We start from the raw sequence: 25972 nt of genomic DNA, 5'->3' as shown, positions 1-25972 counted from the left end.
CGGCACCGGGCCCGGTTGATCAACTACACCACGCTAGTGGCGACGGCTGAATCGTCGATCCCCGCCAAGGCAAGGAATCGATCGGTGTGAAGCGTCTCCTCATCAATGAGAGCATCAACCAGGCGATCCATCACATCTCTGCGGCTTTCCAGCAAAGCCACCGCCTGGCGCAAAGCGTTCGTCGACAGGCGACGCACCTGAAGGTCGATTTCGCGCCCCGTGCGTTCGCCATAGGCAGGACGCGAATGGATCAGATCCCTGCCAAGGAAAACCTCATTCCCGGCACCCTCGTAGGCCACCGGTCCTAGCTCCGAAAAACCAAACCGCGTGACCATTTCCCGAGCCAGCTGGCTGACCATCTGCAAATCTCCACTTGCCCCTTGGGTCACCTCGCCTGCACCGAACACGACGGTCTCTGCGGCACGACCACCGAGAGCCACCACAAGACGTGCTTCCAGAGAGGCCCTGCTGATGAGACCGGAATCGAGACGTTCGTCATCAGGCCAGAAGCGGGTGAATCCACCGACACCGCCGCTGCGAGGAAGCAACGTCACCTTGTCGACCCTGTCGGCATGGGGGGTCAAGGCAGCCACGAGGGCGTGACCAATCTCGTGATAAGCAATCAAACGCTTCTTGGCGCTGTCCTGCAGCGGAGCCGCTGTGAGCCCCATGGTGATGCGCTCCAATGCAGCCTCGATCTGCGCATGCCCGATCGAGGTTTGCTGCTGACGAGCCGTCAAAATGGCGGCTTCGTTGAGCAGGTTGGCCAGGTCGGCTCCGGAGAATCCCGGGGTGCGACGGGCCCAATCCTGGAGGCTGACATCCTCTGCCAAGGGGCGGGTCCGTGCATGAACCGAAAGGATGGCTTCACGGCCCCTGCGATCAGGAAGGTCGACATGAATGCGTCGGTCAAACCGGCCTGGACGCATCAGGGCTGAATCGAGGACATCAGCACGATTCGTGGCGGCGAGAAGGATGACGCCGGAGTTGTCGGCAAATCCATCCATTTCTGTGAGCAGCTGGTTGAGGGTTTGCTCACGCTCGTCGTTACCGCCACCGATTCCGGCTCCGCGTTGACGACCCACCGCATCAATCTCGTCGATGAACACGATGCAGGGGGCTTTCTCCTTCGCCTTGCGGAAGAGATCGCGAACACGACTGGCACCGACACCGACAAACAATTCGACGAATTCCGACGCAGCCATCGAGAAGAAGGGAACCCCGGCCTCACCGGCGATTGCCTTGGCAAGCAGCGTCTTTCCAGTTCCGGGGGGGCCCACAAGCAGCACACCACGGGGAATTTTCGCTCCGAGTCGAATGAAGCTCTCGGGCTGACGCAAAAAGGTGACCACCTCCTGCAGCTCCTCCTTCGCCTCCTGAATGCCAGCGACGTCCTCGAAACGCACCACCACGTCATCCTGGGAGCGCACTCGCGCCTGACTCCTCCCAAACCCCATGGCGCGGTTCGCCACCTGAGCGGAACGACGCAACAAGAGGGAGAGGCCAATCACCACCAAAGCGATTAAGGCGAGGTTGCCCGCCAGCCCTGCCAGGGCCTGCTCACCGCGGATGTCTTTAACCGTCAAGGGAACTCCCGCCGACTCGGCCGTTCGCAAGACCTGTTGGTCATTAGCAAAAACCGCCACCGTGGCCTGACGGCCGTCGTCGTAGCGAACGATGACCTCGCGCCGGGCCGGCACGAGCTGAAGCTCTTCAACATCACCAGCCTTGATCTGCTGGAGAAGCTCGCTGTAGGAGGGTGGGGGCTCCGGCTTGAAACGTGCCAGTGGATCAACACGCTGTGCGGGGTCCGATTGACCTGAACTCACGGCAACGCTGCATTGGCGGAAGCCTAGCGATTTGACGGAGGGACTCTCGGCAGGGGAAGATCGCTGTTTGGCAGAAATCGCCGGCGATGGCCGTACCCAAGAAAAAGACCTCAAAGAGCAAGCGCAATCAGCGTCATGCCGTGTGGAAAGCGAAAGCCGCCACAGCGGCCCAGCGAGCCCTGTCCATCGGCAAGTCCGTGCTCAGCGGCCGCGCACAGGGATTTGTCTATCCCGTGGACGACAGCGATAGCGAAGCCTGATTTCAGGCACGAGTCAGTTCGAGTACCTCACGGGTGTCGTTGAGGTGCACGACAACGTTGGCATGCTCCAGGTGTTGGTACGACGCCTGGGGCATTGCTGTTTCGATCATGCGAACAAAGCTGTTGAGCGCAGGAGCGGGCAGTTGGACACCGGTGCGCCGGTGCATGGTCTCTTCCTGCTGACGTTTCCAGTGGCGGGTGGCCTCCACGTTTGAGGCCCGTAGATGCCAAAGGCCATCGAGTGACTCCCAAAGAGGGACATAGCGACCCAGATGCTTCTGAACAAGCGGTTGGTAGTCCCGTTCCGCGGTAGTCAGAAGGGGGTCGTCACCCAGCTGGCTGCTGGGGCGAACGCCGACGAACCATCCCTCCAGAAGGCAAACCTGACCGCGCTGTTCGCTCCAGCCGCTGCGATCACCCTTGCCATGTCTCAACGATTTTTCAAAGCAGGGCGCACGCAGGAGACCGCTCGTTCGCCATGACTCCATCGCCCGCTGAAGAAGAGACAGATCATGGCTTCCCGGTAAAGCACGGGGCACGCGCCAGGGATTGCCAGCCATGACCCGATCAAGCTCCTCGCCTGGGTAATAGAAATCATCCAGAGAGATCACCGCAATTGGAAGATCGATCACCTTCGCTGCAGCAGCAATCCAGCGGGTCAATGTGCTTTTTCCGCAGCCCGGTAGACCGCTCAGGCCGAACAACTGACGCTGAGGATGGTCCGCGGCCCCCTCAAGCGCTGTCAGTAACGGAAACCCCACAGACCAGACAAAAGCATCCGTCACTGGGTGTCCCCAGGCCTCAAGGGCCAAAGAGGAGCCGCCGACATCTGCCCAGCGCGTGCGCCAAGCGCGGCTATCGCTGATCCCCAGGCTGTTCAGCACCGGCTCCAGGCCTGGCACGGAGAGAGGATCTGAACAAGGCGAGGGCTCAAGAACCAAGTTTGTAAGCCTCCAGCACCACGGCATAAACCACGCCAAGACGCAGGTTGTCGAGAGCGATCCAGGACAATGGCCAGGGATTGGCCTGCACACGACTGCGCAAGCGCACCAGAAGCTCAAGCACCAGAACCAACACCAGCACCACCAAGGGCCGCTGACCAATCATCTGGAGGTAGTAGGTGGTGAGGATGCTGCCTAAAAAAAAGCCGATTAACAGGCAAAGCAAACCAAGGCTTCGTCGTCTCCAGGGCCCCACCAAACTCATGCTGAGCTGGGATCCGAGACGTTCCTCAAGCTGGGCGTAGCGGGTGCGCTGCCGAAGCATCAACGACTGCTCTGCACAAGACCGTTCACGTACTCCAGCGTGACAACCCCTCCAGGACAAGGGGGACCTGACAATTGCCGGGCCGGAAGGTCTGCTTCACCAAGGTGCAGCAGCGCTGCGGCGGCGGGAGGAACCTCCCCGTCAAGACGAGCAAGCAGCTCATGCTCCCAGGGCGAAGGGGTCAGAAGACAAGGGAGACCTGCCGCTGTCGCCGCTTCGAGACCGGCCTGCGAATCCTCGATCGCCAACACGGATGAGGGATTGCAGCCACTGATCGTCAGCGCCTTGAGATAAGGCTCTGGATCCGGTTTCGCTGATCGCACATCGTCGGCGGTGATCAAGCCATTGAAGGGATGTCGGCTGGCTCCAAAAAGGCCAATCAGGAGGGACTCAACGGACGATCGGCCGCTGCTGGTAACAATCCACTGGCTACATCCAGCCTCTGAAAAGGCTTCGATCAAGCGCTCAACTCCAGGACGGAGAGCGATCGCCCCCTCCTGACAACGTTGCCGATAGTGCTTTTGCTTCAGAGCCCGCAATCGATCGAGCTGGGCATTGGCCAGAGGAGTCCCCAATTGATCGGCATAGGCCGCCATGCGCTGACGTCCACCCGCGATGAGCAGCAGCTGTTCGTAGAGCGGCACATCCCAGATCCAGGGCAGTCCCTCTTCCGCAAACGCTGCATTGAAGGCTGGCCGATGACCATCCATCTCTGTGTCTGCCAGGGTTCCATCCACATCCCAGAAGACGGCTTCCAGAGCCAACACAACAAGACAGCCACCGCTGCAAACCAGCTTGAACCACAGCGCACAATGCACTCACCCGAACGCTGCAGCCGTGCCCCCCCCCTCCAGTCCATCGGCTTGGCAGCTCCCGCCGCCCTGTGGGAGAGATCCATTGAACGGGTTACCGCTGCCACTGGCCCTTCGGGCGGTGTTGTTTCGTCGAGGTCACGATCTCAATTCAGCGCAGGCTCTGCTCAATGCCCCCGCGCTGCCTTCCACCACCGAGCACTTCCCCCAGCTGGAGACAGCAGTGGCGCGGCTGACTCAGGCCTGCCTAAGGGGTGAATCCCTGGCGATCTGTGGGGACTATGACGCCGACGGCATGACCAGCACAGCCTTGCTGATCAGAGCGCTGTCCTCCCTCGGAGCCAAGCCACAACCAGCGATCCCCAGCCGGATGGACGATGGTTACGGCTTGAATGCAGGCATGGTGTCTGGCTTGCATGGGCAGGGCATCCGACTGCTGGTGACCGTTGATAACGGTGTTTCCGCCCAGGAAGCGCTCTCGCTTGCAGAGAAGCTCGGCATGGACGTGATCCTCACGGACCATCACACCCTGCCGGTTGAAGCCCCTCAAGCCCTGGCATTAATTCACCCCTCCACCACTCCGGAGGACTCGCCCTATCGGGGGCTTGCGGGGGTGGGCCTCGCCTACGTGCTCGCGCGAACCCTTGCCGAATCGCTGGGTCAACCGGATGCGATCGGCGCCGCCCGAGATCTCTTCTGTATTGGCACCATTGCCGACATGGCGCCGCTGACAGGAGCGAATCGCACCTGGCTCCGCGAAGGGCTTGGCCATCTGCATCGCAGCAGCTGCATCGGCCTTCGCGCTCTGCAGCAACTCTCCGGCCTGGAAGAACGCCCCCTCCGCGCCGACGACATTGGCTTTCAGCTCGCACCAAGGATCAATGCGGTCGGCAGGCTTGGAGATCCACGCCTCGTGGTGGAGCTACTCACCGAGGACGATCGTGACGCAGGCGTCGAGCTTGCTCGCCGCTGTGATGCTCTGAATCGACAGCGGCGAGAGCTATGCGACGCGATCGAGGCAGAAGCGCTGGCCTTGCTCGAAGCCGATACGCAGGGACTCCCCCCCTTTGTCTTGCTCGCCCAGGGCCACTGGCATCACGGGGTCATCGGCATCGTGGCTTCCAGGTTGATGGAGCGTTATCGACGACCCGTCGCTTTACTAGCTGGCGATGGAGAAGGGCTTCTACGCGCTTCAGTGCGTTCCCCGGAAGGGTTTGCGGTCGATCGAGCCTTGCAGCAATGCGCCAAGCACCTGGAACGGTTCGGAGGCCATCCAGCAGCGGCTGGGTTCAGCGTTCGCGCCGAGCATGTGCACGTCTTGCATGAACAACTCAATGGGCTTGCCGCGGAATGGCTAGACGACCAGGGAAGTGCGCGAAGGATCCTCCCTGAAGCACTGCTGCCTCTCGAGGGAATTACCAGAGCCTTCTGGCAGGAGCTTCAGACCTTGGAGCCCTTTGGGGTCGGCCATCCAGCGCCACTGTTCTGGGCAAGAGATTGTGAAGTCACCCGAGAGCAGACGCTCAGGGGAGGCCATAAGCGCTTGAGCCTGCAACAAGGGGATTCATGCCGCGAGGCGATCGCCTGGCGCTGGGACCCCCAGCAGCCGATTCCTCGACGGGTGGATGTCATCTTCCGCCTCTCGCTGAATCGCTGGCAGGGGGAAGAACGCCTTCAACTCGAGGTCTTGGCCTTAAGAGAGCACTTCAGCAGCATGGTGCTGCAGCGAGGGAATCTGCTCTACACCTGTCGGCGCCATGGGGATCGGGGCATGGAGCTGGTCAATCAGACCGGTGACCGCCTCAAGGTCAACTGTCTTGACAACGGCGTGTTGGATAGCGACGACATTCGCTCCAGCCACGCCTACGTTGCAGGCCTGCTGCAGGACGCCGCCATCGGCCTTGGTCTTCACCCATGAGTCTTGATACCCGCAGAAGCGAAGGGCTCTTTCCAGGTCTGATTGATTCGGGAGCCTCGGCCCTTCCCTCGCAGATTCGGCACTTTGTTGGGCTGATCCTTGTTGGCGCTCTGATCGGCCTTGCCTGCCTGCCCCTCAACTGGATCGATCGACTGCAGCAGCTCCTCTACAACCAGCTCCCCACCCATTTCGAGTCCTGGACACCCCTGGGGCTTCTGATCATCTTGTTGCCGATGCCCGTCATGCCAGCGCTTCTACTGCTGCAGCGGGGGCCATGGCGAGACGGTGCTGGCTCTGGCATCCCCTCCACCATGAATGGTCTTGAAGACCCATCCAAGCTGCAGCGAGCGATGGCAGCAGCGGGGACGGTGGAGAGAGGATTGCTCTGGTCGATCGCCACCGTGGCCATGTTCCCCCTGGGCCGAGAAGGGCCTGTGGTGCAGTTCGGGGCGGCTGTCGCCAGGGCGCTCCAGCGTCGTCTTGGTGGTTGGCTTCCAAGCCTCACCGAACGACAGATGGTGGCGATCGGTGGAGGAGCCGGATTAGCCGGTGGCTTCAACACTCCCTTACTGGGGGCGGTGTTCATGCTCGAGGAACTCACCGCCAATTACGCCATCGTGACGATTTGGCCCGCTCTGGTCATTTCCGTTGCGGCCGCGGGATTTAGCCATTTCGGGGGGCAACCGATCTTCGGGCTAGGCGTGATCAATGTGATGACGCCAGAGGCGGATCAACTGATGATGGCCCTGCCGATCGGCATTGTCGGCGGACTCGTGGGTGGCTTGTTCAACCGAGGCCTCGTATGGTCCACAAAACGGCTGATGGGCGTGGTGCGCCGACAGCCGGTCAGGATTGGCCTGGCCCTTGGCTTTGGCCTGACTGCATTAGGGCTCCTGAGCTTTGGCACCAGCACGGCCGATGGGGAAGCCCTGATTCGCCAGCTGATTCATGAAGGCATGCCCAGCTTCGACCCTCAAGGAGGGGATCTGATCGCCGGTGTCACCAGTCTGTGGATCACCTTCACCCGTGTGGTGGCACCGATGATCGCTCTGGCACCTGGAGTCCCTGGAGGACTCATCGACCCCTCACTCACCTTTGGAGCGATGCTGGGTTACACCGTGTGTGCCGTGTTGGGCATGAGCCAAGATCTGGGCATTGCCCTAGGAATGGCCGCAGGACTTTCAGGAGCGACCCAACTGCCGCTGGTTTCAATCGTTTTCGCCTGGAGATTGACAGGCGATCAACAATTGTTCGCTGGGGTGGTGATGGCAGCGGTGATCGCCGCCTATGTCGGACGGCTGATCGCCAGAAAGCCTGTGTACCACGCTTTGGGGGAGCTTCAGAGAGCGCCGCGTCGGTAGAAAAGGATGAAGATCACCGCCGGACCCGCCAGGGTGATCAGAGCCAGGGCAGCGAAATTGGCGATCAGGTGAAAATCGAGTCCCATAGGGTCGGCGCGGTGAACCGGAGCAATCGTCTTACCAGGCTACGGGGCCTTTGCCCATTCGCTGTTCTAGGGGGCCTGTCACTGTGATGGCTTGTCACAGCAGCTGCTGATGTCGAAGCGCCAAGACACCTGGACCTGTATCCGGTTCTGCGGTGCCTGCTGCCGGCTGTCCCCTGATGACCGCCCGGAGGCCCTAGCGGCCTTATCAGAAGCGCAGCGAGCGTTGTATTTAGAGATGGCCGGCCCCGATGGTTGGTGCAAGCACTACGACACCGGTGCAAGGAGCTGCAGGATTTATGACGAGCGCCCAGATTTTTGCCGCGTCAGCAACCTGGCGGGCTTGTTTGATCTAGCGGACGAAAAAGCGAATGACTTCGCGATTGCCTGCTGCCGCCAACAAATCCGCTCAGAGCATGGCGGCAACAGCCGCGAACTACGTAAGTTCAATCGCAGTCTGCGGCGATCGAATGGCTGAACTCCAGCGAGCTGAGGAGTCCAGCGGCTCCATGAGCTTCACCGCCGTGCTGCTCAGCACCTTCACCACGGTGTTTCTGGCGGAGCTCGGTGACAAAACCCAATTAGCAACTTTGCTTCTCTCTGCCCAATCGGGCCAGCCCTGGCTCGTTTTCCTCGGCGCGGCTATGGCACTGATCTGCTCGAGCCTGGTGGGGGTTCTGGTTGGTCGCTGGCTCTCGCAGGTGCTGCCACCTGAGCGACTCGAGCAGATGGCGGGCCTGTTGATGGTGGGTCTCGGACTCTGGCTGGGGGTCCAGGCCCTCCAATCGATGCTTCAAAACGCGAACAACTGATCAACCATGGATCTCACGCTCCTGATCTCCACCTTCGTGACCGTGTTTTTGGCGGAGCTTGGGGACAAGACGCAGTTAGCAACCGTTGCGATCAGTGGAACATCCAACAGGCCGTTGGCGGTGTTTCTCGGCTCGTCCTCAGCCCTTGTCGTGGCCAGTCTCATCGGCGCCATCGCCGGTGGGTCAATGGCCAATTTCATACCAGCTGATCTGCTTCAGCTGTTGGCATCCCTGGGTTTCCTCGTGATCGGTCTTCGGCTTCTATGGCCCCTCCTTGGCGGCTTTCCAGGCGGCCAAGAAGGGGCTGAGCTAGCCCAGGACGTCGAGGATGGGGCTTCGCCTAAACTCTGATTTCACCCGGACAACGCTGCACCATTCTTGGAGAACTCCCTTGGGAGGTTCGTCCTTGAACGTTCCAGGGTGATCGTTCTCCCGGTCCTGAAGGCCGGCCAGCACACTTTCCACGATGAAGTTCACGGTCGCTGATCTGCTCGACCAGGTCCCTGTTTCCGGTTCAGTTGAATCCGAAACACTCGAAAAGATCTTCCGACTGAGCAACCGTTCGGAAAAAGACACCCTGCAACTCGCCATTCAGGGGCTTGAAAAACTTGGTGTGATCACCTGTCCGAAGGAAGGCTCGATCCAGCGGACCGACAATCCGGACATGATCGAGGCCCGGCTGCGATGCAGCAGCAAAGGCTTTTGCTTTGCCATCCGTGATGACGGTGGTGAAGACATCTATATCCGCGACCACCAGCTCAATCACGCCTGGAATGGCGATCGAGTGCTGGTGAAAGTCACCCGCGAGGGTGGGCGTCGTCGCTCACCGGAGGGCGGGGTCCAGTGCATTCTCGAGCGCCAAACCACAAGTCTTCTCGCCCATCTCGACCAGCAGGAGAACAGGGTTGTTGCGCTGCCTCTTGATGACAGGCTTCTGGCCACGATTGAACTCGCTGAAGCGGGAGAGCACAGCGGCTCCCTTGTGGAAGTGAAGGTTGATCGCTACCCAGTGGCGCAATTTGCAGCCCGAGGTCATGTAGCAAGGCCGTTACCACTGGATGCAGGAGCCGCAGGTGATCGGGAGCTCCTGCTGACCAAGGCGAATCTGCATGAGAGACCGGAAGCACCTCGATCCAGTCTCAAGACTCCCAACGCCAAAAAACGCCAACAGCTCTGCGATCAACCCAGTCTTCTTCTGCGGAGCTGGAGCGGCGCAGGGGCCCCGGCACTCCCTGCGGTTCACGTCGAGCCCCACGAGGGAGGATCCCGCCTGTGGGTCCATGCGCCCACCGTGGCCGAACGTCTCGCACCCGGACAGGCTCTTGATGCCTGGATCAAGGAGCGGGGGGAAGCCCTCTGCCTTGGAGAGGTTTGGCAACCTCTGCTCAACGGGCCCCTCGACGAGGCCTGCCGTTTCACCGTCGGTGAAGAGCAGGATGCCATCACTCTCCGGCTCGACATCAATGCTGAGGGTGATGTGCGTGACTGGCTGTTCTGCCTCAGCCGGATCCGGCCCGTCGCCGAGATCACCCCAGCGCAACTCGAGGCTCTCGGCGCCCGAAAGCCAAAGGCCAGAAGCGTGCCAGCAGCCCTCAAACCGATCAAAGACCAGATCGGTCAGCTGGAAACACTCCTGTTCTGCGCTCGCAGCCTGCAGGCCGAAGCAATCCGCAATGGAGTGCTGGAGCTGGACCTCGCGGCACCTGAGCTTGAAAGCCTGGGAGACCTGGGCCGTTCATGGCCCGATGCAGATCGTCAGCAATGGATCAGCCCGCTGAACGAACAAGATCCGCAGTCGATTCTGGCCGTTCTCGTCATGGCCGCCGATCGGACCTGGTCACAGCACAGCCAAGATCTCCAGGTCAAGGCGCTGGAGCTGTTGGCCCCGGAAGCGGAGGCCTCAGCACTCACGGACGTTGCCAAAGCGGCCGTGGCCCTGGAGCTTCCTCTGGAACTCGAGGAGGACGGAACACCATCTCCCGTGGAGCTGGCCCAGGCCATTGCATCCTGCCCCCAGCGACGTGTGCTCGACCGTCAGCTCTGCCAGGCTCTTCCCGCACCGCTCCTCGAGATCGACGCCACAACAGAACCTGGGGAAGGAGGAGCCAATGACGACAGTGAGGTGACCGCCAGTGCTGAGACCGATAGGTCGAGCTCTACACCCAGACGAACGGCACCCTGGTGCTGCCCCACCTTGCACGCCGCTGATCTCATCAATCAGCAGTTGCTTTCAGCGGTGCTTCTGGAGGGCAAGGACCGGCCGAGTGTCCGACAAAAGGACAAGGTTGTCCTTGGTGAACGCGGCTGCGGTAGCAGGATCGAGTGGCCACTCTTCAGCCAATCTCAGAGCCAAAAAATTTCTGAATTAGCGCCCCAGCGACTGCTGCAAAAGTTGAATGCCAGGCGTCGTCAGGTGGCTGAATTGCGCCGGGATGTCGTCGCGATGATGCAGGCGCGGCACTGTGAACCGATGGTGGGCCAGGAGCAGCCCGGAGTGATCAGCGGCGTGCAGAGCTACGGATTCTTTGTGGAGCTGCCACCCTCGATGATCGAAGGACTGGTCCACGTCAGTTCACTCAACGATGACTGGTACGAGTACCGCTCCAGGCAGAACCGACTCGTCGGTCGTCGCAATCGGCGTCGCTATCAACTCGGGGATGCCGTGACGGTGAAAATCATGAAAGTGGATGTGCTGCGCAACCAGATTGATCTCGAGGTCGTAGCGAGTGCCGATGACGCGGCGGAGGTCGTCTCCACAGCCCCTGGATCCGGGCAGGAAGCATCGATTCCCGTCTTAGTGAATGAGCACTGAGGACAGCGAGCATGCCAGCCACCTCAGCCTCGAGCACCCAGCAAAGCGCTGATCACCCCTACGTGCTCGCGGTGACAGGGGCATCAGCCCAACCGCTTGCAGAAAGGGCGCTGCAACTGTTGCTTCAACGGGGGCGAAGCGTTCATCTCGTTCTCAGTCGCGGTGCCCATGAGGTATGGAAAGCGGAGCGGGGTGAAAGCGTCCCACTCGATCCCGAACAGCAACAACAGTTCTGGCGCGATCGTCTTGACTGCCAGACCGGGGCCCTCCAATGCCACCGATTCAATGACCAGGCAGCGAACATCGCTAGCGGCAGCTACCGCACTCGGGGCATGGTGATCGTGCCCTGCAGCATGGGCACCGTCGGGCGCATTGCCGCGGGTGTGGCCACGGACCTGGTCGAGCGCTGCGCCGATGTGCACTTGAAGGAAGGCCGTCCCCTCGTGATTGCGCCAAGGGAGATGCCATGGAATCTGATTCATCTGCGCAACCTCACCAACCTTGCGGAAGCTGGTGCGCGGATTGCCCCTCCGATCCCCGCCTGGTACACCCAGCCAAGAACCCTCGACGACATGGTCGATTTTCTGGTCGTTCGCCTCTTTGACGGATTGGATGAAGATCTCGCACCAATCCAGCGCTGGACAGGGGATCAGCGATGACACCACTGCAGAGACTGCTCCTGGTTCCGTCTCTGACCCCGTTGGTGGCACTGGCTCTTGTTGCCAGCCTGAACGGGCGCCAAAGCAGCTCCCTGCGCTTCCTGACCTGGCGATCGCCGGTGCTGCCCCTGGGCGCCTGGATCGCAATCGCGGCGGCGGGAGGCGCCCTCGTGAGCGGCGCTGGCGCCTTCTTGCTCAGCACTCAGCAGAGGCCCCTGCAACGCCATGTACGTCGAGAGCCATTTTCAAGAGAACCCTGGGCTCCCTGGCCAGATCCAAATCGTCGTGGTTCCGGCGACGTCGATGCCGAGCACAGGTCCCGTGAGCCCAACCCATCCAATGACTCCCCTCAGGTCTGGCCTGAACGGGATGTGCGCGACCCAGCACCCACCGTTGCCGTGCCCTATCGGGTGATCAAACGAGGGGAGCAGCGTGGACCAACGGCTGCAGCCAGCTCCATGGGTACGGGACACGACGACTGGTCGAGCCAGGTCAACGATGACTGGTGAGGGCCGCCTTGCACTGATTACAGTTCCGCCAGCGATAACGGTCCCGTGAGCGAAACACCTCAGGCAGACAAAGCCCTGGAGAACCAAGCTGACGGAACCAGTCCGGCTCAGGCGGATCAGTCCGCTGCCGCCAAAAAGGACAAGCCGGTCAAACCCCCGAAGCTGGAAGACAAGCCCTTCACGAGCTTCATTCATGACGATTTGATCCCGGGCCTGCTGAAGGGCCTCCAGAGCCATGGCATCACGCCCGAAAGCCTGGAACTCGTCCAGGGTGAACGGCCTGTTGTGGGTGGTGACTGTTGGATGGTGACGGGGAGCCTGCCGCCCGGGCGGCGCTTCTGGCTCTGCTTCAACGACGATTCGATCAATGCCGGCAAAACCATTGCCCTGGCCGACCCGGGCACCGAACCCAGCCTCCTGGAGTCGTTTCTGATTGATGAAAAGCGCATGAGCCTCCCGCTGCTGCTCTCACGCCTTCTGCAACGCCTCAACGGACAGAAGTGGCTGGGAGGCAACTGAGCCGTTACATCAACCATCGGAGGCAGGGCGGCGGCACCTACGATGGATGTCACCAAGACTGAGATCCGATGGTGCCTCCCACCGCCGTAACGGAAGCTGCGGCTAACGCCGGCTCGTCCGTTGCCGTGAAGGACCCCGTGAAGGACACGATCCTCACGCCACGCTTTTACACCACGGATTTCGAGGCCATGGCCGCCATGGACCTCCGCCCGAACGAGGCGGAGCTCGAGGCGATCTGCGAGGAATTCCGCAAGGATTACAACCGCCATCATTTCGTTCGCAATGGCGAATTTGACGGCGCAGCCGACAAACTCGATCCACAAACTCGCGAAGTCTTCGTTGAGTTTCTGGAGCAGAGCTGCACCTCTGAATTTTCTGGATTCCTGCTTTACAAGGAACTCAGCCGTCGAATCAAGAACCGCAACCCATTGCTCGCCGAGTGCTTCGCGCACATGGCCCGCGACGAAGCCCGCCATGCTGGCTTCTTGAACAAGGCGATGAGCGATTTCGGCTTACAGCTCGACCTCGGCTTCCTGACTGCCAACAAGAAATACACGTTCTTCAAACCGAAGTTCATCTTTTACGCCACTTATCTGTCCGAGAAGATTGGCTACTGGCGTTACATCACGATCTTCCGTCACCTGGAACAGAATCCAGACAGCAAGATATTCCCGATCTTCAATTTCTTCGAGAATTGGTGCCAGGACGAAAACCGTCATGGCGATTTCTTCGACGCCCTGATGAAGGCCCAGCCCGATACCGTGCGTGGCTTGACCGCCAGGCTGTGGTGCCGCTTCTTCCTGCTGGCCGTCTTCGCGACGATGTACGTGCGCGACGTTGCCCGTAAGGAGTTTTATGAGGCCCTTGGTCTTGATGCGCGCGACTACGACCGGGTGGTGATTGACAAGACCAATGAGACTTCGGCCCGGGTGTTCCCAGTGGTTCTTGATGTCAAGAATCCCCGCTTCTGGGAAGGCCTGGAGCGATTGGTGCAAAACAACGCTGCTCTGAGCGCTGCCGACGAGAGTCAAGCTCCAGCCTCGATCAAGCTGCTCCGCAAGCTTCCTTACTGGGTGGGCAACGGTCTCGAGATGGCCACGCTCTTCCTGATGAAACCCGTGCGCAGCGAGGCGCTCCAGCCGGCCGTTCGCTGAGATCAGTCGGCGTTCTAGGGGAAGCGGGGTCACCACGACCTTTCCGCTTCCCCATAATTGAAAGCTGATGCAGACGAGGGGCTTGGTCGCTTCCCATCCCGCTCATGTTCAGGCAACTGGCTTGGACCCCACACTGACTCCCTGGCGAGACAAGCTGGAACAACTCCTCGGTCTTGGCCGGCGAGCGGGAGCTGACCTCGTGGAGGTGTTTCTCGAAACCACCGACCACCTCAACCTTCTTGCGGAACAGGATCGAATCACCAGCGTGAGCCCTGCCTTCTCGATGGGTGCCGGTCTGCGCGTGTTTCGCGGAGACCGCGATGGGTTCGTCAGCACCAATGACCTCAGTGAGTCAGGTCTCCTCCAGGCACTCGAGCAGGCGCTGGCCATGCTCGGCTTGGATCTCAGCTCAGCATCGGGAGCCCACCTCTCCAACTTCAACGGTCTCGGAGAGTTCCGCGATTTCTCCGTCGGCAAGACCGATTGGTTAGGACGCGCACCAGACCTTGATCTCTGTACACAAAGGCTCCTCGAAGGCACGGCTGTTCTGCAGCGCCTTGGCCAGCACCTCGAGGTCCGCCGCGGCAGTTACGCCCGTGACTGGCAGGAGGTGCTCGTGGCAGCCAGTGATGGAACGTTCGCCAGAGATATTCGTCTTCATCAATCCTCTGGCCTCAGTGTGTTGGCGGCTGACGGTGATCACCGCGCCAGCATCGGACGCCGCTACGGATCAACCGATCGTCCCGATGATCTCCAGAGCTGGGATCTTGATGCATCAGCTGCTGATGTCTGCCAGAGCGCTTCAACCATGCTGCGAGCCGACTACGTAGATGGCGGACAAATGCCCGTGGTGCTCGCCAACCGTTTCGGTGGGGTGATCTTCCATGAAGCCTGCGGCCACTTACTGGAGACCACCCAGGTGGAGAGAGGAACCACACCGTTCGCGGACCGAATCGGGGAAACCATCGCCCATCCGGCTGTTACCGCCATTGATGAAGGCCTGAGCCAGGGCGCCTTTGGCTCCATTGCGATGGACGATGAAGGGATGGAATCTCAGCGCACGGTTCTGATCGAGAACGGTGTGCTGCAAAGGTTCCTTAGTGATCGCGCCGGAGAATTGCGAACTGGTCATCCCCGCACCGGTAGCGGACGACGCCAGAACCACGGTTTTGCAGCCGCCAGTCGCATGCGCAACACCTACATCGCGGCAGGCCCGCACAGCCCGCAAGATCTGATCAGCTCAACCGACAAAGGCCTTTATTGCAAATCCATGGGAGGCGGGAGTGTCGGCCCCACCGGTCAATTCAACTTCTCAGTGGAGGAGGGCTACCTGATCGAAAACGGAACCCTTGGCAGGCCTGTGAAGGGGGCCACCTTGATCGGTGAAGCGAAAGAGGTGATGCCAAGGATCTCCATGTGTGCAGACGACCTGGATCTGGCTGCTGGCTTCTGCGGCTCAGTGAGCGGAAGCGTTTTTGTCACGGTGGGGCAGCCACACATCAAGGTGGATTCGATCACCGTGGGAGGCCGCTGATCATGAGCAACGCCATCGATACCGCCGCCCTGCGCGAACACCTTCAGTCCTTTGCCCAGCGAGAGGGAATCCACCAGTGGGACCTCGGGGCAAGCCGGAGCACCAGCGCATCGGTTCAGGTGGATCGCGGAGAAGCCAAACAGATGAAGGCGTCCCAACGCAGCTCGATCACCGTGCGCGTCTGGAACGACAAGGGGCTGGTGGGTATGACCAGCAGCACCGACCTCTCTGCCTCTGGACTGGAGCGGGCACTCCAGGGAGCACGCCGAGCCAGTGACTACGGCAACAGTGAGGACATCCCAGCGTTTTCACCCCTGGCCAAAGCGCCAACGCCGGAGCTCCACCGCCCCTTGCAACCAGCCCAAGGGATTCAGACCCTTCTGAACACGCTCAAGGACGCTGAGCATCAGTTACTTGAACGCCACGCAGCCATTGAGACCGTTCCTTACAACGGACTCAGCGAGGGCTGCAGTGAGCGGATCTATCTGAACAGCGATGGTGCCCTGCGGCAGATGCAGCGGAGCCAGGCGAGTCTTTACCTCTATGCAAGGGCGGAGGAAACCGGCCGCAAGCCCCGTAGCGGCGGAGCTGTCCGACTGGCGCTCGGTAGTGATCAGCTGGATGTGCAGGGCTGTATCAAGGAAGCCGCAGAACGCACCATCAGCCATCTCGGTTACCAACCGATCGACACGGGTCGGTATCTGGTGTGCTTCACACCGGAGGCATTTCTGGACCTGCTCGGAGCCTTCAGCAGCATGGTGAATGCCCGCGCAGTGCTTGATGGTGTGAGCCTGAGCCGTGAGAACTCAATCGGGGATCAAGTCGCCGTTCCTTTTTTCACCCTTCACGACAACGGGCTGCATCCTGATCACATCGGAGCAGCCCCTTTCGATGGGGAGGGAACACCCACACGCAAGCTCTGCCTGATTCAGGACGGTGCACTGGTGAATTTCCTGCATTCCGAGGCAACGGCGCGTCATTTCGGCGTTGAGCCGACTGGCCATGCCGGGTTGGGTGCCAAGGTCTCGGTTGGCCCGGACTGGTTTGAGGTGGGGACCAGTGAGGGCACCAGCAGTGGAACCACGCATCTGCATCACGCCCAGAGCAACGAGACCTTCGTCTTAATCGAAAGCCTCAGTGCTCTCCACGCTGGGGTCAAGGCCAGTCAGGGAGCGTTCTCACTGCCCTTCGACGGTTGGCTCGTTCGAGGGGGAGAACGCATCTCCGTCGAGGCGGCCACCGTCGCCGGAGACTTCAGAGACGTGCTGAAGGGCATCGTGCATCTGGAGGAAGCGATCGTGACCCACCAGGGTGTCTGCCCCCATGTTTGGGTCGACGGACTGGCCATCACCGGCGAGGCTTAAGGGGACTCAAGCGGTGAAGATCCTCTACTGGGGCACGCCGAACTACGCCGTGCCCACCCTTGATGCGCTGGTGGATGCAGGTCACACCGTCGTTGGCGTCGTGAGCCAACCGGATCGTCGTCGTGGTCGTGGCAAACAGCTGATGCCTTCACCGGTGAAGGCAAGGGCCCAGGCGCTGGAGCTGCCGGTGTACACGCCGGAACGCATCCGCAACGACCTGGAATGCCAGCAGCAGCTGGCAGCGCTCGGTGCTGATGTCTATGTGGTGGTGGCTTTCGGTCAGATTCTTCCTCCTGCGATCCTGCAGCAGCCGCCCCTGGGCTGCTGGAACGGCCATGGTTCCCTCCTGCCCCGCTGGCGTGGGGCAGGACCGATTCAGTGGAGCCTGATTGAGGGCGATCTGGAAACGGGCGTGGGTGTGATGGCCATGGAAGAAGGACTGGACACAGGCCCTGTGCTGCTAGAGCGACGCTGTGCCATTGGAATTCTGGACAATGCCGAGCAACTGGCTGATCGGCTCAGCCGACTGACGGCGGAGCTGATTGTGGAAGCCTTACCCAAGATTGAGGCCGCTGGCCCAGGCAGCGAATCAGAGCGATGGCTACGGCTTGGAGTTCAGGACCAGGGCGAGATGGGCATGACCTACGCACGCATGCTCAACAAAGAGGATGCACAGATCGACTGGACAACATCAGCCCTAGCCATCCATAGGCGCGTGATGGGGCTTTATCCCAACGCCGTGACCCGCTGGCAGGGCCAGCGACTGAAACTGCTGTCCACAGAACCGCTGATCGATCGCCTCAAAGACCAGTTGTCGGATCAAGCCCGGGCCCTGGTGGGTCGTTGGCCCACAGGAGAGCAGGAGCCCGGCACGGTGCTGGCCTGTTGTCCCGATCTTGGTCTTGTTGTCAGCAGCAGCGGCTGCCCGCTGCTGGTTCGAGAAGCCCAACTGGAAGGAAAGGGCCGGAGCAGCGGCCAGGCCTTGCTGCAACAACTGCAGGCATCAGCCGGACAAAAGCTGGGAGACAGACCGACTTAACAACACGGTTTCGTTACAATTCAGTAACGCATACGTGCCTCTCATGCCCGACGGGCGCGGCCTCCTGTTCCAGCTCGAGGCCCCCGAGAGGCCCGGCCATTGGACATCGATGACCTGGGCCGACGGCCTCGACCTCCACTGAGGTCCAACGGGGGAGCACTCAGCACGGTGGGCTCGAAGCCAGGCACCTCGACCCTGGAGAGGGACTCACCGGTCAAGCGTTCGATCGCCTTCAGCAGAAGGGCCTCTTCAGCAGAAACCAAGGAGATTGCATGGCCACGTTCACCAGCCCGGCCCGTGCGGCCGATCCGATGCACGTAATCCTCAGCCACATTCGGAAGGTCGAGATTCACCACATGGGGGAGTTGCTGAATATCAATGCCCCTGGCGGCGATATCGGTAGCCACCAGGACACGCACCGTGCCGTCCTTGAAGCCCTGCAGGGCTCGGGTACGGGCACCCTGGCTCTTGTTGCCGTGAATCGCCGCAGCCATGAGCCCCTCATGACTGAGTCGTTCAGCCACCCGGTTTGCACCGTGTTTGGTGCGTGAAAACACCAGCACTTGCTGCCAGTCATTGGTCTGAATCAGATGACTGAGCAATTCAGCCTTGCGGCCCATGTCACAGGGATGCACCACCTGCTCTACGGAACGAGCCGTCTGATTGGCGGGCGTGACCTGGATCTGAACCGGCTGGTGAAGCAGACCCGTAGCGAGTTTGCGGATCGGAGGACTGAAGGTCGCCGAGAACAACAAGGTCTGACGGCGCTCAGGAAGCTTCGAAATCACCCGCCGGATGTCGTGAATGAAGCCCATGTCGAGCATGCGATCGGCTTCATCAAGCACGAGACATTCCACCTGGTCGAAACGAACAGCCCCCTGCTGATGAAGGTCGAGCAGGCGACCTGGCGTGGCAATCAGCACATCCACACCCTGGGCCAGGCGCTGAATCTGAGGATTGATCTTTACCCCCCCGAACACCACATCACTGCGTAAGGGCAAGTGGCGGCTGTAAAGACGAACGTTCTCGAGGACCTGGGCGGCCAGTTCGCGGGTGGGGGTCAGCACGAGAGCGCGGATCTGACGACGGCCAGCCCGAGCTCCATGACTGAGGCGTTCAAGCACGGGCAAGGTGAAGCCCGCGGTCTTACCGGTGCCTGTTTGCGCTGCCGCCATCACATCTCGACCACCGATCACCGCAGGAATCGCCTGGGCTTGCACCGGCGATGGTGTCGTGTACCCCTTCTCCTTGAGAGCTCGAAGCAGGGGTTGGCTCAGACCCAATGCTTCAAAGGCGGTAGCGGTCTGGCTTTCAGGTGTGGTAGCTGCCGTGATGGTCGAATCCCTCAGATCCGTCACCCTAGGAGCTTGCAGCACCCTCAATGCGATCCATAAAGACTGCGGGCCTGGTACCAGACCCGCTCGAGATCAGCATCACTGAGCGCCAGAGCTTCTGGGTGGACTGTCGCCAACCAACGCCGTCGTTGAACCGTTGAATCGGCTTCGAAAAAGCGTTCTTCGGCTGCCAACACACGAAACTTCAAGGCTTCCAGAAGCCGCGCCCGAAGACGCACCCCATCGATCAAAACCAGCCGATCCTGCGGATCATGAAGCCAAAGGGAATCTCCTGGGGAGAGATGGTCAATGGGCGGTGCCAGAACTTCCACCAGCGTGGGTGGCTGCCAGTGACGTTGCTTGGTCTCGGGATGGGGTCTGTAGATCCAAGCGGGACACTCTTGCCCTCGATCCGATCGCAGCGCGATTCGCCAGAAGGAAAACGTCTCGGGGGGATGTCGATCGGTCCAATGGAGATTCACAAACGTGTGATCTGGAGCCTCCAAACCGATTTCCAACGGTTGAAAACAAAGATTCAGAGTGCCAGGCCAACAGTCGGAGAGATCGAGTCCCAAGGACGCGAATAGGGGTTGCTGCATCGCAATCGTCCCCATCGGATAGGGCGAATCAGCGGAACGTCCAGACGCCACGCCATGACCTGACACCAGTCGTGCCTCGAACCAGTGCCCATCTCGGCGGGTTGAGATTTGATTGGAGGACAACACCACCGCGGATCAGCGCTCCACACGATGCAGACACTGCTCGCAGGGACCCTCCGGTAAGACAGCACAACGGATCAAAGGACTGAGGGCATTGAGGGCACAGGAGGGATCCCCGATCACCCAGCCATGACGCCAAGGCCGAGCATCGTGGGGGCGATGCTGAGCCGTCACCAGGAGCACCAGGCTGGAAAGCTGATAGCGACCGGAGCGCAGCGTGTAGCGGTGACGGCGCTGAAGCACCAAGAAGCTTCGCTCGCCGTGGAGAAACCAACGCCCTGGATGAGGCGGGTCTTCAAGCTCAATGCGATCGATCGGCTGTTCGGAGCCGGCCTGCCTCAATTCCACAAGCATCGCTTCAAGGCTCCTCCAGCAAAGGGAGAGAACGAGAGGAGAAACCCCAGAGCACCAGAACAGCAACGGTCACCAGGGTGAACCATTCCGGGACCACCAGACCAGGAAGAATCAGGGCCACGATCAGTTTGAGGCCGACAAAGCCCACAGCGCTGTAACCGGCGGTTTCGAGGCGTGGATAGAGCTCTAACCAGCGCACAAACAAACCGGCCGTAAAACGAAGAGCGATGACACCAATCAGTGCACCACAGATCACAAGGAGTAACTGATCACTAATCGCCACCGCTGCGGCGACGCTGTCGATGGAAAAGGCAAGATCCGTCAAGGCAAGGGCCAACACCGTGCGCAGAAAGGGGGTGGAATCCGAGTTTTCGAGCTCTCCAGTGGCGTTGGAAGACGCCTGGGAACGAGAGAACAGATGGCTGAAGAACAACCAGAGGAGATAGCCACCGGCCAGCCACTGCAGGGGTTGAAAGCGAAGCACCCAACCGGCCATCAGGATCAGGGCGATGCGCAGCAGGAAGGCGATCGCGATGCCGAGGTTGAGGGCCCTCCCCTCGCGCAGTGGATCCCGTTGCTGCCTTGCAATCGCGGCTAAAGCAATGGCGTTGTCTGCCGAGAGAATCAACTCAAGCGACACCAGCACCGGCAAGAGCGGTAAGAGTTCGCCCCAGCGATCGACCCCATCCAACCAGGGGGTGAGCGAGTGCAGTGCTGCTGAATCCATAGGGATCAGCCTAGAAATGGGCAGCGCCATGCAGTGGGATGAACACCCGGGCCCGTCTTTGCCACATCGACACCAGCCGCTGCGTGGTGGAGGTGGAATGGCTCGGAGCCGAGGGGCTGCACGCCAGCGCCTTAGGCGAAGGCAGGACGGCCGAGGAGGCGGAGGACCGTGCCCTGCAACGGCTCCAGGCACGCCTGAGGCCCCAGCAAACCAGTGCCCCGGCACCCGTCAAGGCAACACCAACCGTTCAGTCGTCTCCAGAACAAGAGACCACACCCGATTCAACGGCGGCGTCAACGGCTGAAGAGAGACAGCGCGACGTTGAACCGCAACCGACTCCACCCAGCGAAGCCCCCACCGATCCGGATGACTGGAGCGATGAACTGACGGCGATCGACCTTGAGCTGCAACGCATCGGCTGGGATCGTGAACAGGAACGCCGCTATCTCGAACGTGCTTTCGGCCATGGCAGCCGCCATCGGCTCACCCGCTACAGCGACCTGGTGGCCTTCCTGAACCGCCTACGGAGCCTTGAACCAGGAATCAGCGGCGACCAAGCACCCGTGCCCCTGCGCCGGAGTGATCTGATCCAGCAGGGGGACGCCATGCTCGCCACACTGAGTTGGAGCCCTCAGCAGGCTCGTGAATTCCTCCAAGGGCAGCTCCAGGCCAGCTCCAGACAGCAGCTCAGTGATGAGCAGCTGTTGCAGTTCAACATGCTGCTTGAAGAGCAGTTGCTTCATCTCAAACCGAGCGAACGGGTGCCGGTGTCCGAGGCGGTGGAGGAGGGCTAAACAGGCCTGGAATCGACAGGGCCACCAGGACCGACCCCACCGCAAGAAGCACCAGCAGTGGAATCGGCCGCACCACCGGCTGCCGCTCCAGCACCGTGCCGCAACGGGAACAGATCGGAGTCGCTCCCCGGGGAGGGCGAAGGACAATGGCCGGCCCGCAACAGCATTCTGGGCAACGGAAGCGGGGCATCGAAGCTCTCCGTATCACTCGTGTTCACGGCCGCAGGCAGCCGATTGCGACAATCATGCGTTGCCGATTGACACCTCGCCATGCCCCTCAGCTCCCTGGTGCGTCTACTGCAGAGCTCAGGGCTCACCGGTGAATTGCTGGAGCGTTGCGGGCGGGACGATCGATTGCTGTTGCGCGGTGGCAACCGTGCCGCCCGCGCTCTGGTCACAACGGCTCTTGCGAAACGAGGCGACCAGCCACTGCTGGTGGTGGTCCCCACCCTGGAGGAAGCGGGGCGCTGGACGGCGTTGCTGGAACTCATGGGCTGGGACAGCACCCAGCTGTATCCAACTAGCGAAGGATCTCCCTATGAGCCTTTCGATCCCACCACTGAAATCACCTGGGGGCAGCTTCAGGTGCTCAGCGAGCTGCAAAGCGCTGAAACACGCAAAGATCTGGCGATCGTTGCCACCGAACGCTGCCTTCAGCCCCACCTCCCGCCTCCCGAGGCCCTAGCCGCCCGCTGCCGGAACCTGCGCAAAGGCGACACGGTTGATCTTGAAGAGCTAGCCACCTGCTTGAGCCAGCTGGGTTACGAGCGTGTCTCCAGCATCGATCAGGAAGGAACCTGGAGCCGAAGGGGCGACATTGTCGACATCTTCCCTGTCAGCAGCGAACTTCCTGTGCGCCTCGAGTTCTTCGGTGACGAACTCGACAAGCTGCGGGAATTCGACCCAGCGAGTCAGCGCTCGCTGGATGCAATCGACAGCCTGCGCCTCACCCCCACGGGCTTCAGCCCACTGATCGCCGAACAGTTGCGCGAGCAGATGCCCGACGGGTTGGATGCGTTGCTGAGCGAGCAGGGGCTCAACGAATTACTCGAAGGCGGAACCCCAGAAGGGATGCGCCGACTGATGGGGCTGGCCTGGAACGAACCGGCATCGCTGCTCGATTACCTACCGAAGGGCTGCTGCATCGCCATTGATGAGCGCCGCCACGGGCGTGCCCATGGCCAACAGTGGCTCGAGCATGTCGAAGAGCACTACGCCGAGCTCCAACCCGCGGTCCCCGCCCTGCACCGATCGATCGAAGCAGCGCTTGAACTGGCAGAGGACTTCAACGGTTTCGACCTGGCGGAACTTCAAGAGCAAGACGACCACGCCAATGCCTTTGATCTGACCAGCCGTCCGGTGCCGGCCTACCCGAACCAATTCGGCAAACTCGGCGAACTTCTGAAGACGTACCAGGCCGAGAAGCAGGCTATCTGGCTGCTCTCAGCACAACCGAGCCGTGCCGTCGCTTTGCTGGAGGAACACGACTGCATCAGCCGCTTCGTGCCCAATGCGGCGGATGCACCAGCCATCGAACGCCTGATCGAACAGGGGACACCAGTCGCCCTCAAGACCAAGGGCACCGCGGACCTCGAAGGACTGCAACTGCCCGCATGGCGGGTGGTGTTGATCACCGACCGGGAGTTCTTCGGCCAGCACAACCTTGGCAGCAACGGCTATGTGCGTCGCCGCCGCAAGGCCGCCAGTCGCACCGTGGATCCCAACAAGATGCGTCCCGGCGACTTCGTGGTGCATCGAAACCACGGCATCGGTCGCTTCCAGAAGCTTGAGAAACTTGCGATCAGCGGCGAGGTGCGTGACTACCTCGTGGTGCAGTACGCCGATGGCATCCTGCGGGTGGCTGCCGACCAGCTCGGCAGTCTTGGCCGTTATCGCGCCAACAGTGACGCGCCGCCGCAGCTCAGCAAGATGGGCGGTTCCGCGTGGGTGAAGGCCAAGGAGCGCGCCAGCAAGGCCGTTCGCAAAGTGGCGCTCGACCTTGTGAAGCTCTACGCGGAACGCCATCAAGCTCCTGGATTCGCGTTCCCTGGTGATGGCCCCTGGCAAGAGGAGCTCGAGGACTCCTTCCCCTACGAGCCCACTCCTGATCAGCTCAAGGCCACAGCTGATGTGAAGCGCGACATGGAGAAACCACAACCGATGGATCGGTTGGTGTGCGGGGATGTGGGCTTCGGGAAGACCGAGGTAGCAATACGGGCCATTTTCAAAGCCATCACTGCAGGCAAGCAGGTGGCGATGCTGGCGCCCACCACCGTGCTGGCGCAGCAGCACTGGCGCACCTTGTCGGAACGGTTCGCGCCCTATCCAATCAAGGTGGCTCTTCTCAACCGGTTCCGAACCGCTGGAGAGCGCAAAGCCATCCTCGAAGGCCTTCAGAAGGGCACGATCGACGCCGTGGTCGGCACCCATCAATTGCTCAGCAAGAGCACAGCATTCGACAAACTCGGCCTGCTGGTCGTGGACGAGGAACAGCGGTTCGGAGTCAACCAGAAGGAAAAAATCAAAGCGCTACGCAAGGACGTCGATGTCCTCACCCTGTCGGCAACCCCGATTCCACGAACGCTGTACATGAGCCTCTCCGGTGTTCGGGAAATGAGCCTGATCACCACTCCGCCCCCGCTACGACGCCCGATCAAGACGCACCTGGCGGCCCTCGATGAGGAAGCAGTACGCAGTGCGATCCGCCAGGAGCTGGATCGGGGTGGTCAGGTGTTCTACGTGGTGCCGCGCGTGGAGGGCATCGACGAGGTGGCCGGGCAGCTGCGCCAGATGCTCCCTGGCCTGAAGCTGCTGGTGGCCCATGGTCAGATGGCCGAAGGCGAACTGGAGAGCGCCATGGTGGCCTTCAACGGTGGCGAAGCCGACGTGATGCTTTGCACCACAATCGTGGAGAGCGGCCTTGATATTCCTCGGGTCAACACCATCCTGATCGAGGACGCCCATCGGTTCGGCCTGGCTCAGCTCTATCAGCTCCGTGGTCGAGTGGGGCGCAGCGGCATTCAGGCCCACGCCTGGCTTTTCTATCCCGGCGATGCATCCCTCAGCGATGCAGCACGCCAACGCTTACGGGCGATCCAGGAGTTTGCTCAGCTTGGCAGTGGCTATCAACTGGCCATGCGCGATATGGAAATCAGAGGCGTGGGCAATTTGCTCGGCGTGGAGCAGAGCGGCCAAATGGAAGCAATCGGCTTCGATCTCTACATGGAGATGTTGCAGGAATCATTGGCGGAGATTCAAGGCCAGGACATTCCTGCTGTGGACGACACCCAGGTGGACCTACAGGTGACCGCCTTCATCCCGGCCGACTGGATCACCGATGCCGACGAGAAGATGGGGGCGTACCGAGCGGCCGCCGAATGCGCCAACTCCGCAAGCCTTGTGGAGCTGGCCGCCGGATGGGCCGATCGCTACGGCGCCCTCCCTGGGCCGGTTCAGTCACTCCTGCAACTGATGGAGCTGAAATTACTGGCCAAGCGCTGCGGGTTCTCGCGCATTCGGCCGGAGAAGCCGAATATCGCTTTGGAAACACCAATGGAGGAACCCGCCTTCCGCCTGCTCCGCCAAGGCTTGCCCCAGCATCTTCATGGTCGGTTGGTCTACCAGGCCGGCAGTGGGACCACCGCCAAGGTGCTCGCCCGTGGCCTGGGTGTCTTGCCGATGGAGAAGCAACTCGAAGAGCTCAAAGGCTGGCTCGAGCCAATGGCTGCTCAGATCCCCGATGCTGAGGGCCTCAACGCAGAGCAGCGTGAGGCTCAAGACAGGGCGCGTAATGAGGCGGTGCTCTCGGTCTGACGCGTCCTGCGTCCGCCTCGAGCGCCAAGGCCCTTAAAAATGAGAAGAGCCCGACACATTGCGCAATTCTTCGTTACAGTCCGGGGGATTCGAGGGGTTGTCGTGGGTGAGTTCATCGATCCAATCAGCAATGCAGGATCCATGGGCCTCTTCGGAAGCCTCATTGGCGCTGCTGCTCTCGGCGTCTATGCCCTTTGGCAGAACGACACCCAGAACGACGACGACGATTCCAATCCCGGTGGCGGCTTGATGCAACCGGTTGCCTGATAGGCCCTGGTGGGTAACTGCCAGCACCCTAGT

The 25972-nt window shown here is 61.0% G+C and carries 26 protein-coding genes; 17 read left to right on the top strand and 9 right to left on the bottom strand.

Annotation, left to right across the window (positions count from 1 at the left end; translation table 11 throughout):
• Positions 1-23: 23 nt before the first annotated feature.
• Positions 24-1829, bottom strand: a complete 1806-nt coding sequence (gene ftsH / locus H0O21_RS09880; protein ID WP_185189559.1) for an ATP-dependent zinc metalloprotease FtsH — start codon at positions 1827-1829, stop codon at positions 24-26.
• An 86-nt stretch (positions 1830-1915) separates the two neighbouring features.
• Here ftsH and rpmF point away from each other — a divergent pair, with 86 nt between their 5' ends.
• Entirely contained in the window at positions 1916-2089 is a 174-nt protein-coding gene (gene rpmF / locus H0O21_RS09875; RefSeq protein ID WP_185189558.1) for a 50S ribosomal protein L32, read from the top strand.
• A gap of 2 nt (positions 2090-2091) precedes the next feature.
• On the opposite strand, the gene H0O21_RS09870 is transcribed toward rpmF, so the two are convergent.
• From H0O21_RS09870 to H0O21_RS09860, 3 genes are read right to left on the bottom strand one after another with little or no spacing between them, the layout of a single operon-like run.
• On the bottom strand, positions 2092-2991 hold the full coding sequence (locus H0O21_RS09870; protein ID WP_255440977.1) for a hypothetical protein: 900 nt from the start codon (positions 2989-2991) through the stop codon (positions 2092-2094).
• A 28-nt stretch (positions 2992-3019) separates the two neighbouring features.
• Positions 3020-3355: a DUF565 domain-containing protein gene (locus H0O21_RS09865; protein WP_185189556.1), complete on the bottom strand. Its 336-nt coding sequence runs from the start codon at positions 3353-3355 to the stop codon at positions 3020-3022.
• Positions 3355-4173: an HAD-IA family hydrolase gene (locus H0O21_RS09860; RefSeq protein ID WP_255440976.1), complete on the bottom strand. Its 819-nt coding sequence runs from the start codon at positions 4171-4173 to the stop codon at positions 3355-3357. The genes H0O21_RS09865 and H0O21_RS09860 overlap by 1 nt, the downstream gene beginning before the upstream one ends.
• 19 nt (positions 4174-4192) lie before the next feature.
• Between H0O21_RS09860 and recJ the strand changes: the two genes are divergently transcribed.
• Both recJ and H0O21_RS09850 read left to right on the top strand, forming a co-directional pair.
• Complete coding sequence (recJ, locus tag H0O21_RS09855; RefSeq protein ID WP_185189555.1) at positions 4193-6085, top strand: single-stranded-DNA-specific exonuclease RecJ; 1893 nt, start codon at positions 4193-4195, stop codon at positions 6083-6085.
• The gene (locus tag H0O21_RS09850; RefSeq protein ID WP_185189554.1) at positions 6082-7446 is read left to right on the top strand and encodes a chloride channel protein; all 1365 of its coding nucleotides are present in this window, start codon (positions 6082-6084) and stop codon (positions 7444-7446) included. The genes recJ and H0O21_RS09850 overlap by 4 nt, the downstream gene beginning before the upstream one ends.
• Here the strand turns inward: H0O21_RS09850 and psb30 are convergent.
• Entirely contained in the window at positions 7425-7532 is a 108-nt protein-coding gene (gene psb30, locus H0O21_RS09845) for a photosystem II reaction center protein Ycf12/Psb30 (RefSeq protein ID WP_074159310.1), read from the bottom strand. The genes H0O21_RS09850 and psb30 overlap by 22 nt on opposite strands.
• 109 nt (positions 7533-7641) lie before the next feature.
• Here psb30 and H0O21_RS09840 point away from each other — a divergent pair, with 109 nt between their 5' ends.
• From H0O21_RS09840 to fmt, 11 genes are all read left to right on the top strand, one after another.
• A complete protein-coding gene (locus H0O21_RS09840) occupies positions 7642-8007 on the top strand; it encodes a YkgJ family cysteine cluster protein (RefSeq protein ID WP_185189553.1) in 366 nt (121 codons plus the stop codon).
• On the top strand, positions 8000-8341 hold the full coding sequence (locus H0O21_RS09835) for a TMEM165/GDT1 family protein (protein WP_255440975.1): 342 nt from the start codon (positions 8000-8002) through the stop codon (positions 8339-8341). Before H0O21_RS09840 ends, H0O21_RS09835 begins: the two co-directional genes overlap by 8 nt.
• 6 nt (positions 8342-8347) lie before the next feature.
• A complete protein-coding gene (locus H0O21_RS09830; protein ID WP_185189552.1) occupies positions 8348-8692 on the top strand; it encodes a TMEM165/GDT1 family protein in 345 nt (114 codons plus the stop codon).
• A gap of 115 nt (positions 8693-8807) precedes the next feature.
• The gene (locus tag H0O21_RS09825; protein WP_185189551.1) at positions 8808-11153 is read left to right on the top strand and encodes an RNB domain-containing ribonuclease; all 2346 of its coding nucleotides are present in this window, start codon (positions 8808-8810) and stop codon (positions 11151-11153) included.
• Between the two features lie 11 nt (positions 11154-11164).
• Positions 11165-11812, top strand: a complete 648-nt coding sequence (locus H0O21_RS09820) for a flavin prenyltransferase UbiX (protein ID WP_185189550.1) — start codon at positions 11165-11167, stop codon at positions 11810-11812.
• Positions 11809-12321 carry a hypothetical protein gene (locus tag H0O21_RS09815; RefSeq protein WP_185189549.1) on the top strand — a complete coding sequence of 171 codons (513 nt, stop codon included), beginning with the start codon at positions 11809-11811 and terminating at the stop codon, positions 12319-12321. Before H0O21_RS09820 ends, H0O21_RS09815 begins: the two co-directional genes overlap by 4 nt.
• Positions 12322-12366: 45 nt before the next feature.
• A complete protein-coding gene (locus H0O21_RS09810) occupies positions 12367-12840 on the top strand; it encodes a DUF2996 domain-containing protein (RefSeq protein ID WP_370523033.1) in 474 nt (157 codons plus the stop codon).
• A gap of 68 nt (positions 12841-12908) precedes the next feature.
• Positions 12909-13994, top strand: a complete 1086-nt coding sequence (acsF, locus tag H0O21_RS09805; protein WP_185189548.1) for a magnesium-protoporphyrin IX monomethyl ester (oxidative) cyclase — start codon at positions 12909-12911, stop codon at positions 13992-13994.
• Positions 13995-14061: 67 nt separating this feature from the next.
• On the top strand, positions 14062-15528 hold the full coding sequence (locus tag H0O21_RS09800; RefSeq protein WP_185189547.1) for a TldD/PmbA family protein: 1467 nt from the start codon (positions 14062-14064) through the stop codon (positions 15526-15528).
• 2 nt (positions 15529-15530) lie between these two features.
• Positions 15531-16892 (top strand): TldD/PmbA family protein, encoded by a 1362-nt coding sequence (locus tag H0O21_RS09795; protein ID WP_185189546.1) that lies wholly within the window; start codon positions 15531-15533, stop codon positions 16890-16892.
• A 13-nt stretch (positions 16893-16905) separates the two neighbouring features.
• On the top strand, positions 16906-17931 hold the full coding sequence (gene fmt, locus H0O21_RS09790; RefSeq protein WP_185189545.1) for a methionyl-tRNA formyltransferase: 1026 nt from the start codon (positions 16906-16908) through the stop codon (positions 17929-17931).
• A 41-nt stretch (positions 17932-17972) separates the two neighbouring features.
• On the opposite strand, the gene H0O21_RS09785 is transcribed toward fmt, so the two are convergent.
• The 4 genes from H0O21_RS09785 to H0O21_RS09770 all read right to left on the bottom strand — a co-directional run bounded on the left by H0O21_RS09785 (position 17973) and on the right by H0O21_RS09770 (position 21065).
• Positions 17973-19196, bottom strand: coding sequence for a DEAD/DEAH box helicase (locus tag H0O21_RS09785; protein WP_185190973.1), 1224 nt, complete (start codon positions 19194-19196; stop codon positions 17973-17975).
• Between the two features lie 113 nt (positions 19197-19309).
• Positions 19310-19993, bottom strand: coding sequence for a hypothetical protein (locus H0O21_RS09780; RefSeq protein ID WP_240789396.1), 684 nt, complete (start codon positions 19991-19993; stop codon positions 19310-19312).
• Between the two features lie 6 nt (positions 19994-19999).
• Positions 20000-20338: a DUF6464 family protein gene (locus H0O21_RS09775; protein ID WP_131457430.1), complete on the bottom strand. Its 339-nt coding sequence runs from the start codon at positions 20336-20338 to the stop codon at positions 20000-20002.
• Between the two features lie 4 nt (positions 20339-20342).
• Complete coding sequence (locus H0O21_RS09770) at positions 20343-21065, bottom strand: DUF475 domain-containing protein (RefSeq protein ID WP_185189544.1); 723 nt, start codon at positions 21063-21065, stop codon at positions 20343-20345.
• A gap of 38 nt (positions 21066-21103) precedes the next feature.
• Between H0O21_RS09770 and H0O21_RS09765 the strand changes: the two genes are divergently transcribed.
• The 3 genes from H0O21_RS09765 to H0O21_RS09755 all read left to right on the top strand — a co-directional run bounded on the left by H0O21_RS09765 (position 21104) and on the right by H0O21_RS09755 (position 25939).
• The gene (locus H0O21_RS09765; RefSeq protein ID WP_185189543.1) at positions 21104-21859 is read left to right on the top strand and encodes a hypothetical protein; all 756 of its coding nucleotides are present in this window, start codon (positions 21104-21106) and stop codon (positions 21857-21859) included.
• Positions 21860-22129: 270 nt separating this feature from the next.
• Positions 22130-25672, top strand: coding sequence for a transcription-repair coupling factor (gene mfd, locus H0O21_RS09760; protein WP_185189542.1), 3543 nt, complete (start codon positions 22130-22132; stop codon positions 25670-25672).
• 102 nt (positions 25673-25774) lie between these two features.
• Complete coding sequence (locus H0O21_RS09755; protein ID WP_164498766.1) at positions 25775-25939, top strand: hypothetical protein; 165 nt, start codon at positions 25775-25777, stop codon at positions 25937-25939.
• Positions 25940-25972: the final 33 nt, after the last annotated feature.

The sequence above is a fragment of the Synechococcus sp. HK01-R genome (assembly GCF_014217855.1).
Taxonomy (GTDB): Bacteria; Cyanobacteriota; Cyanobacteriia; order PCC-6307; family Cyanobiaceae; genus Synechococcus_C.
This window is presented reverse-complemented; position numbering and strand designations above follow the sequence as displayed.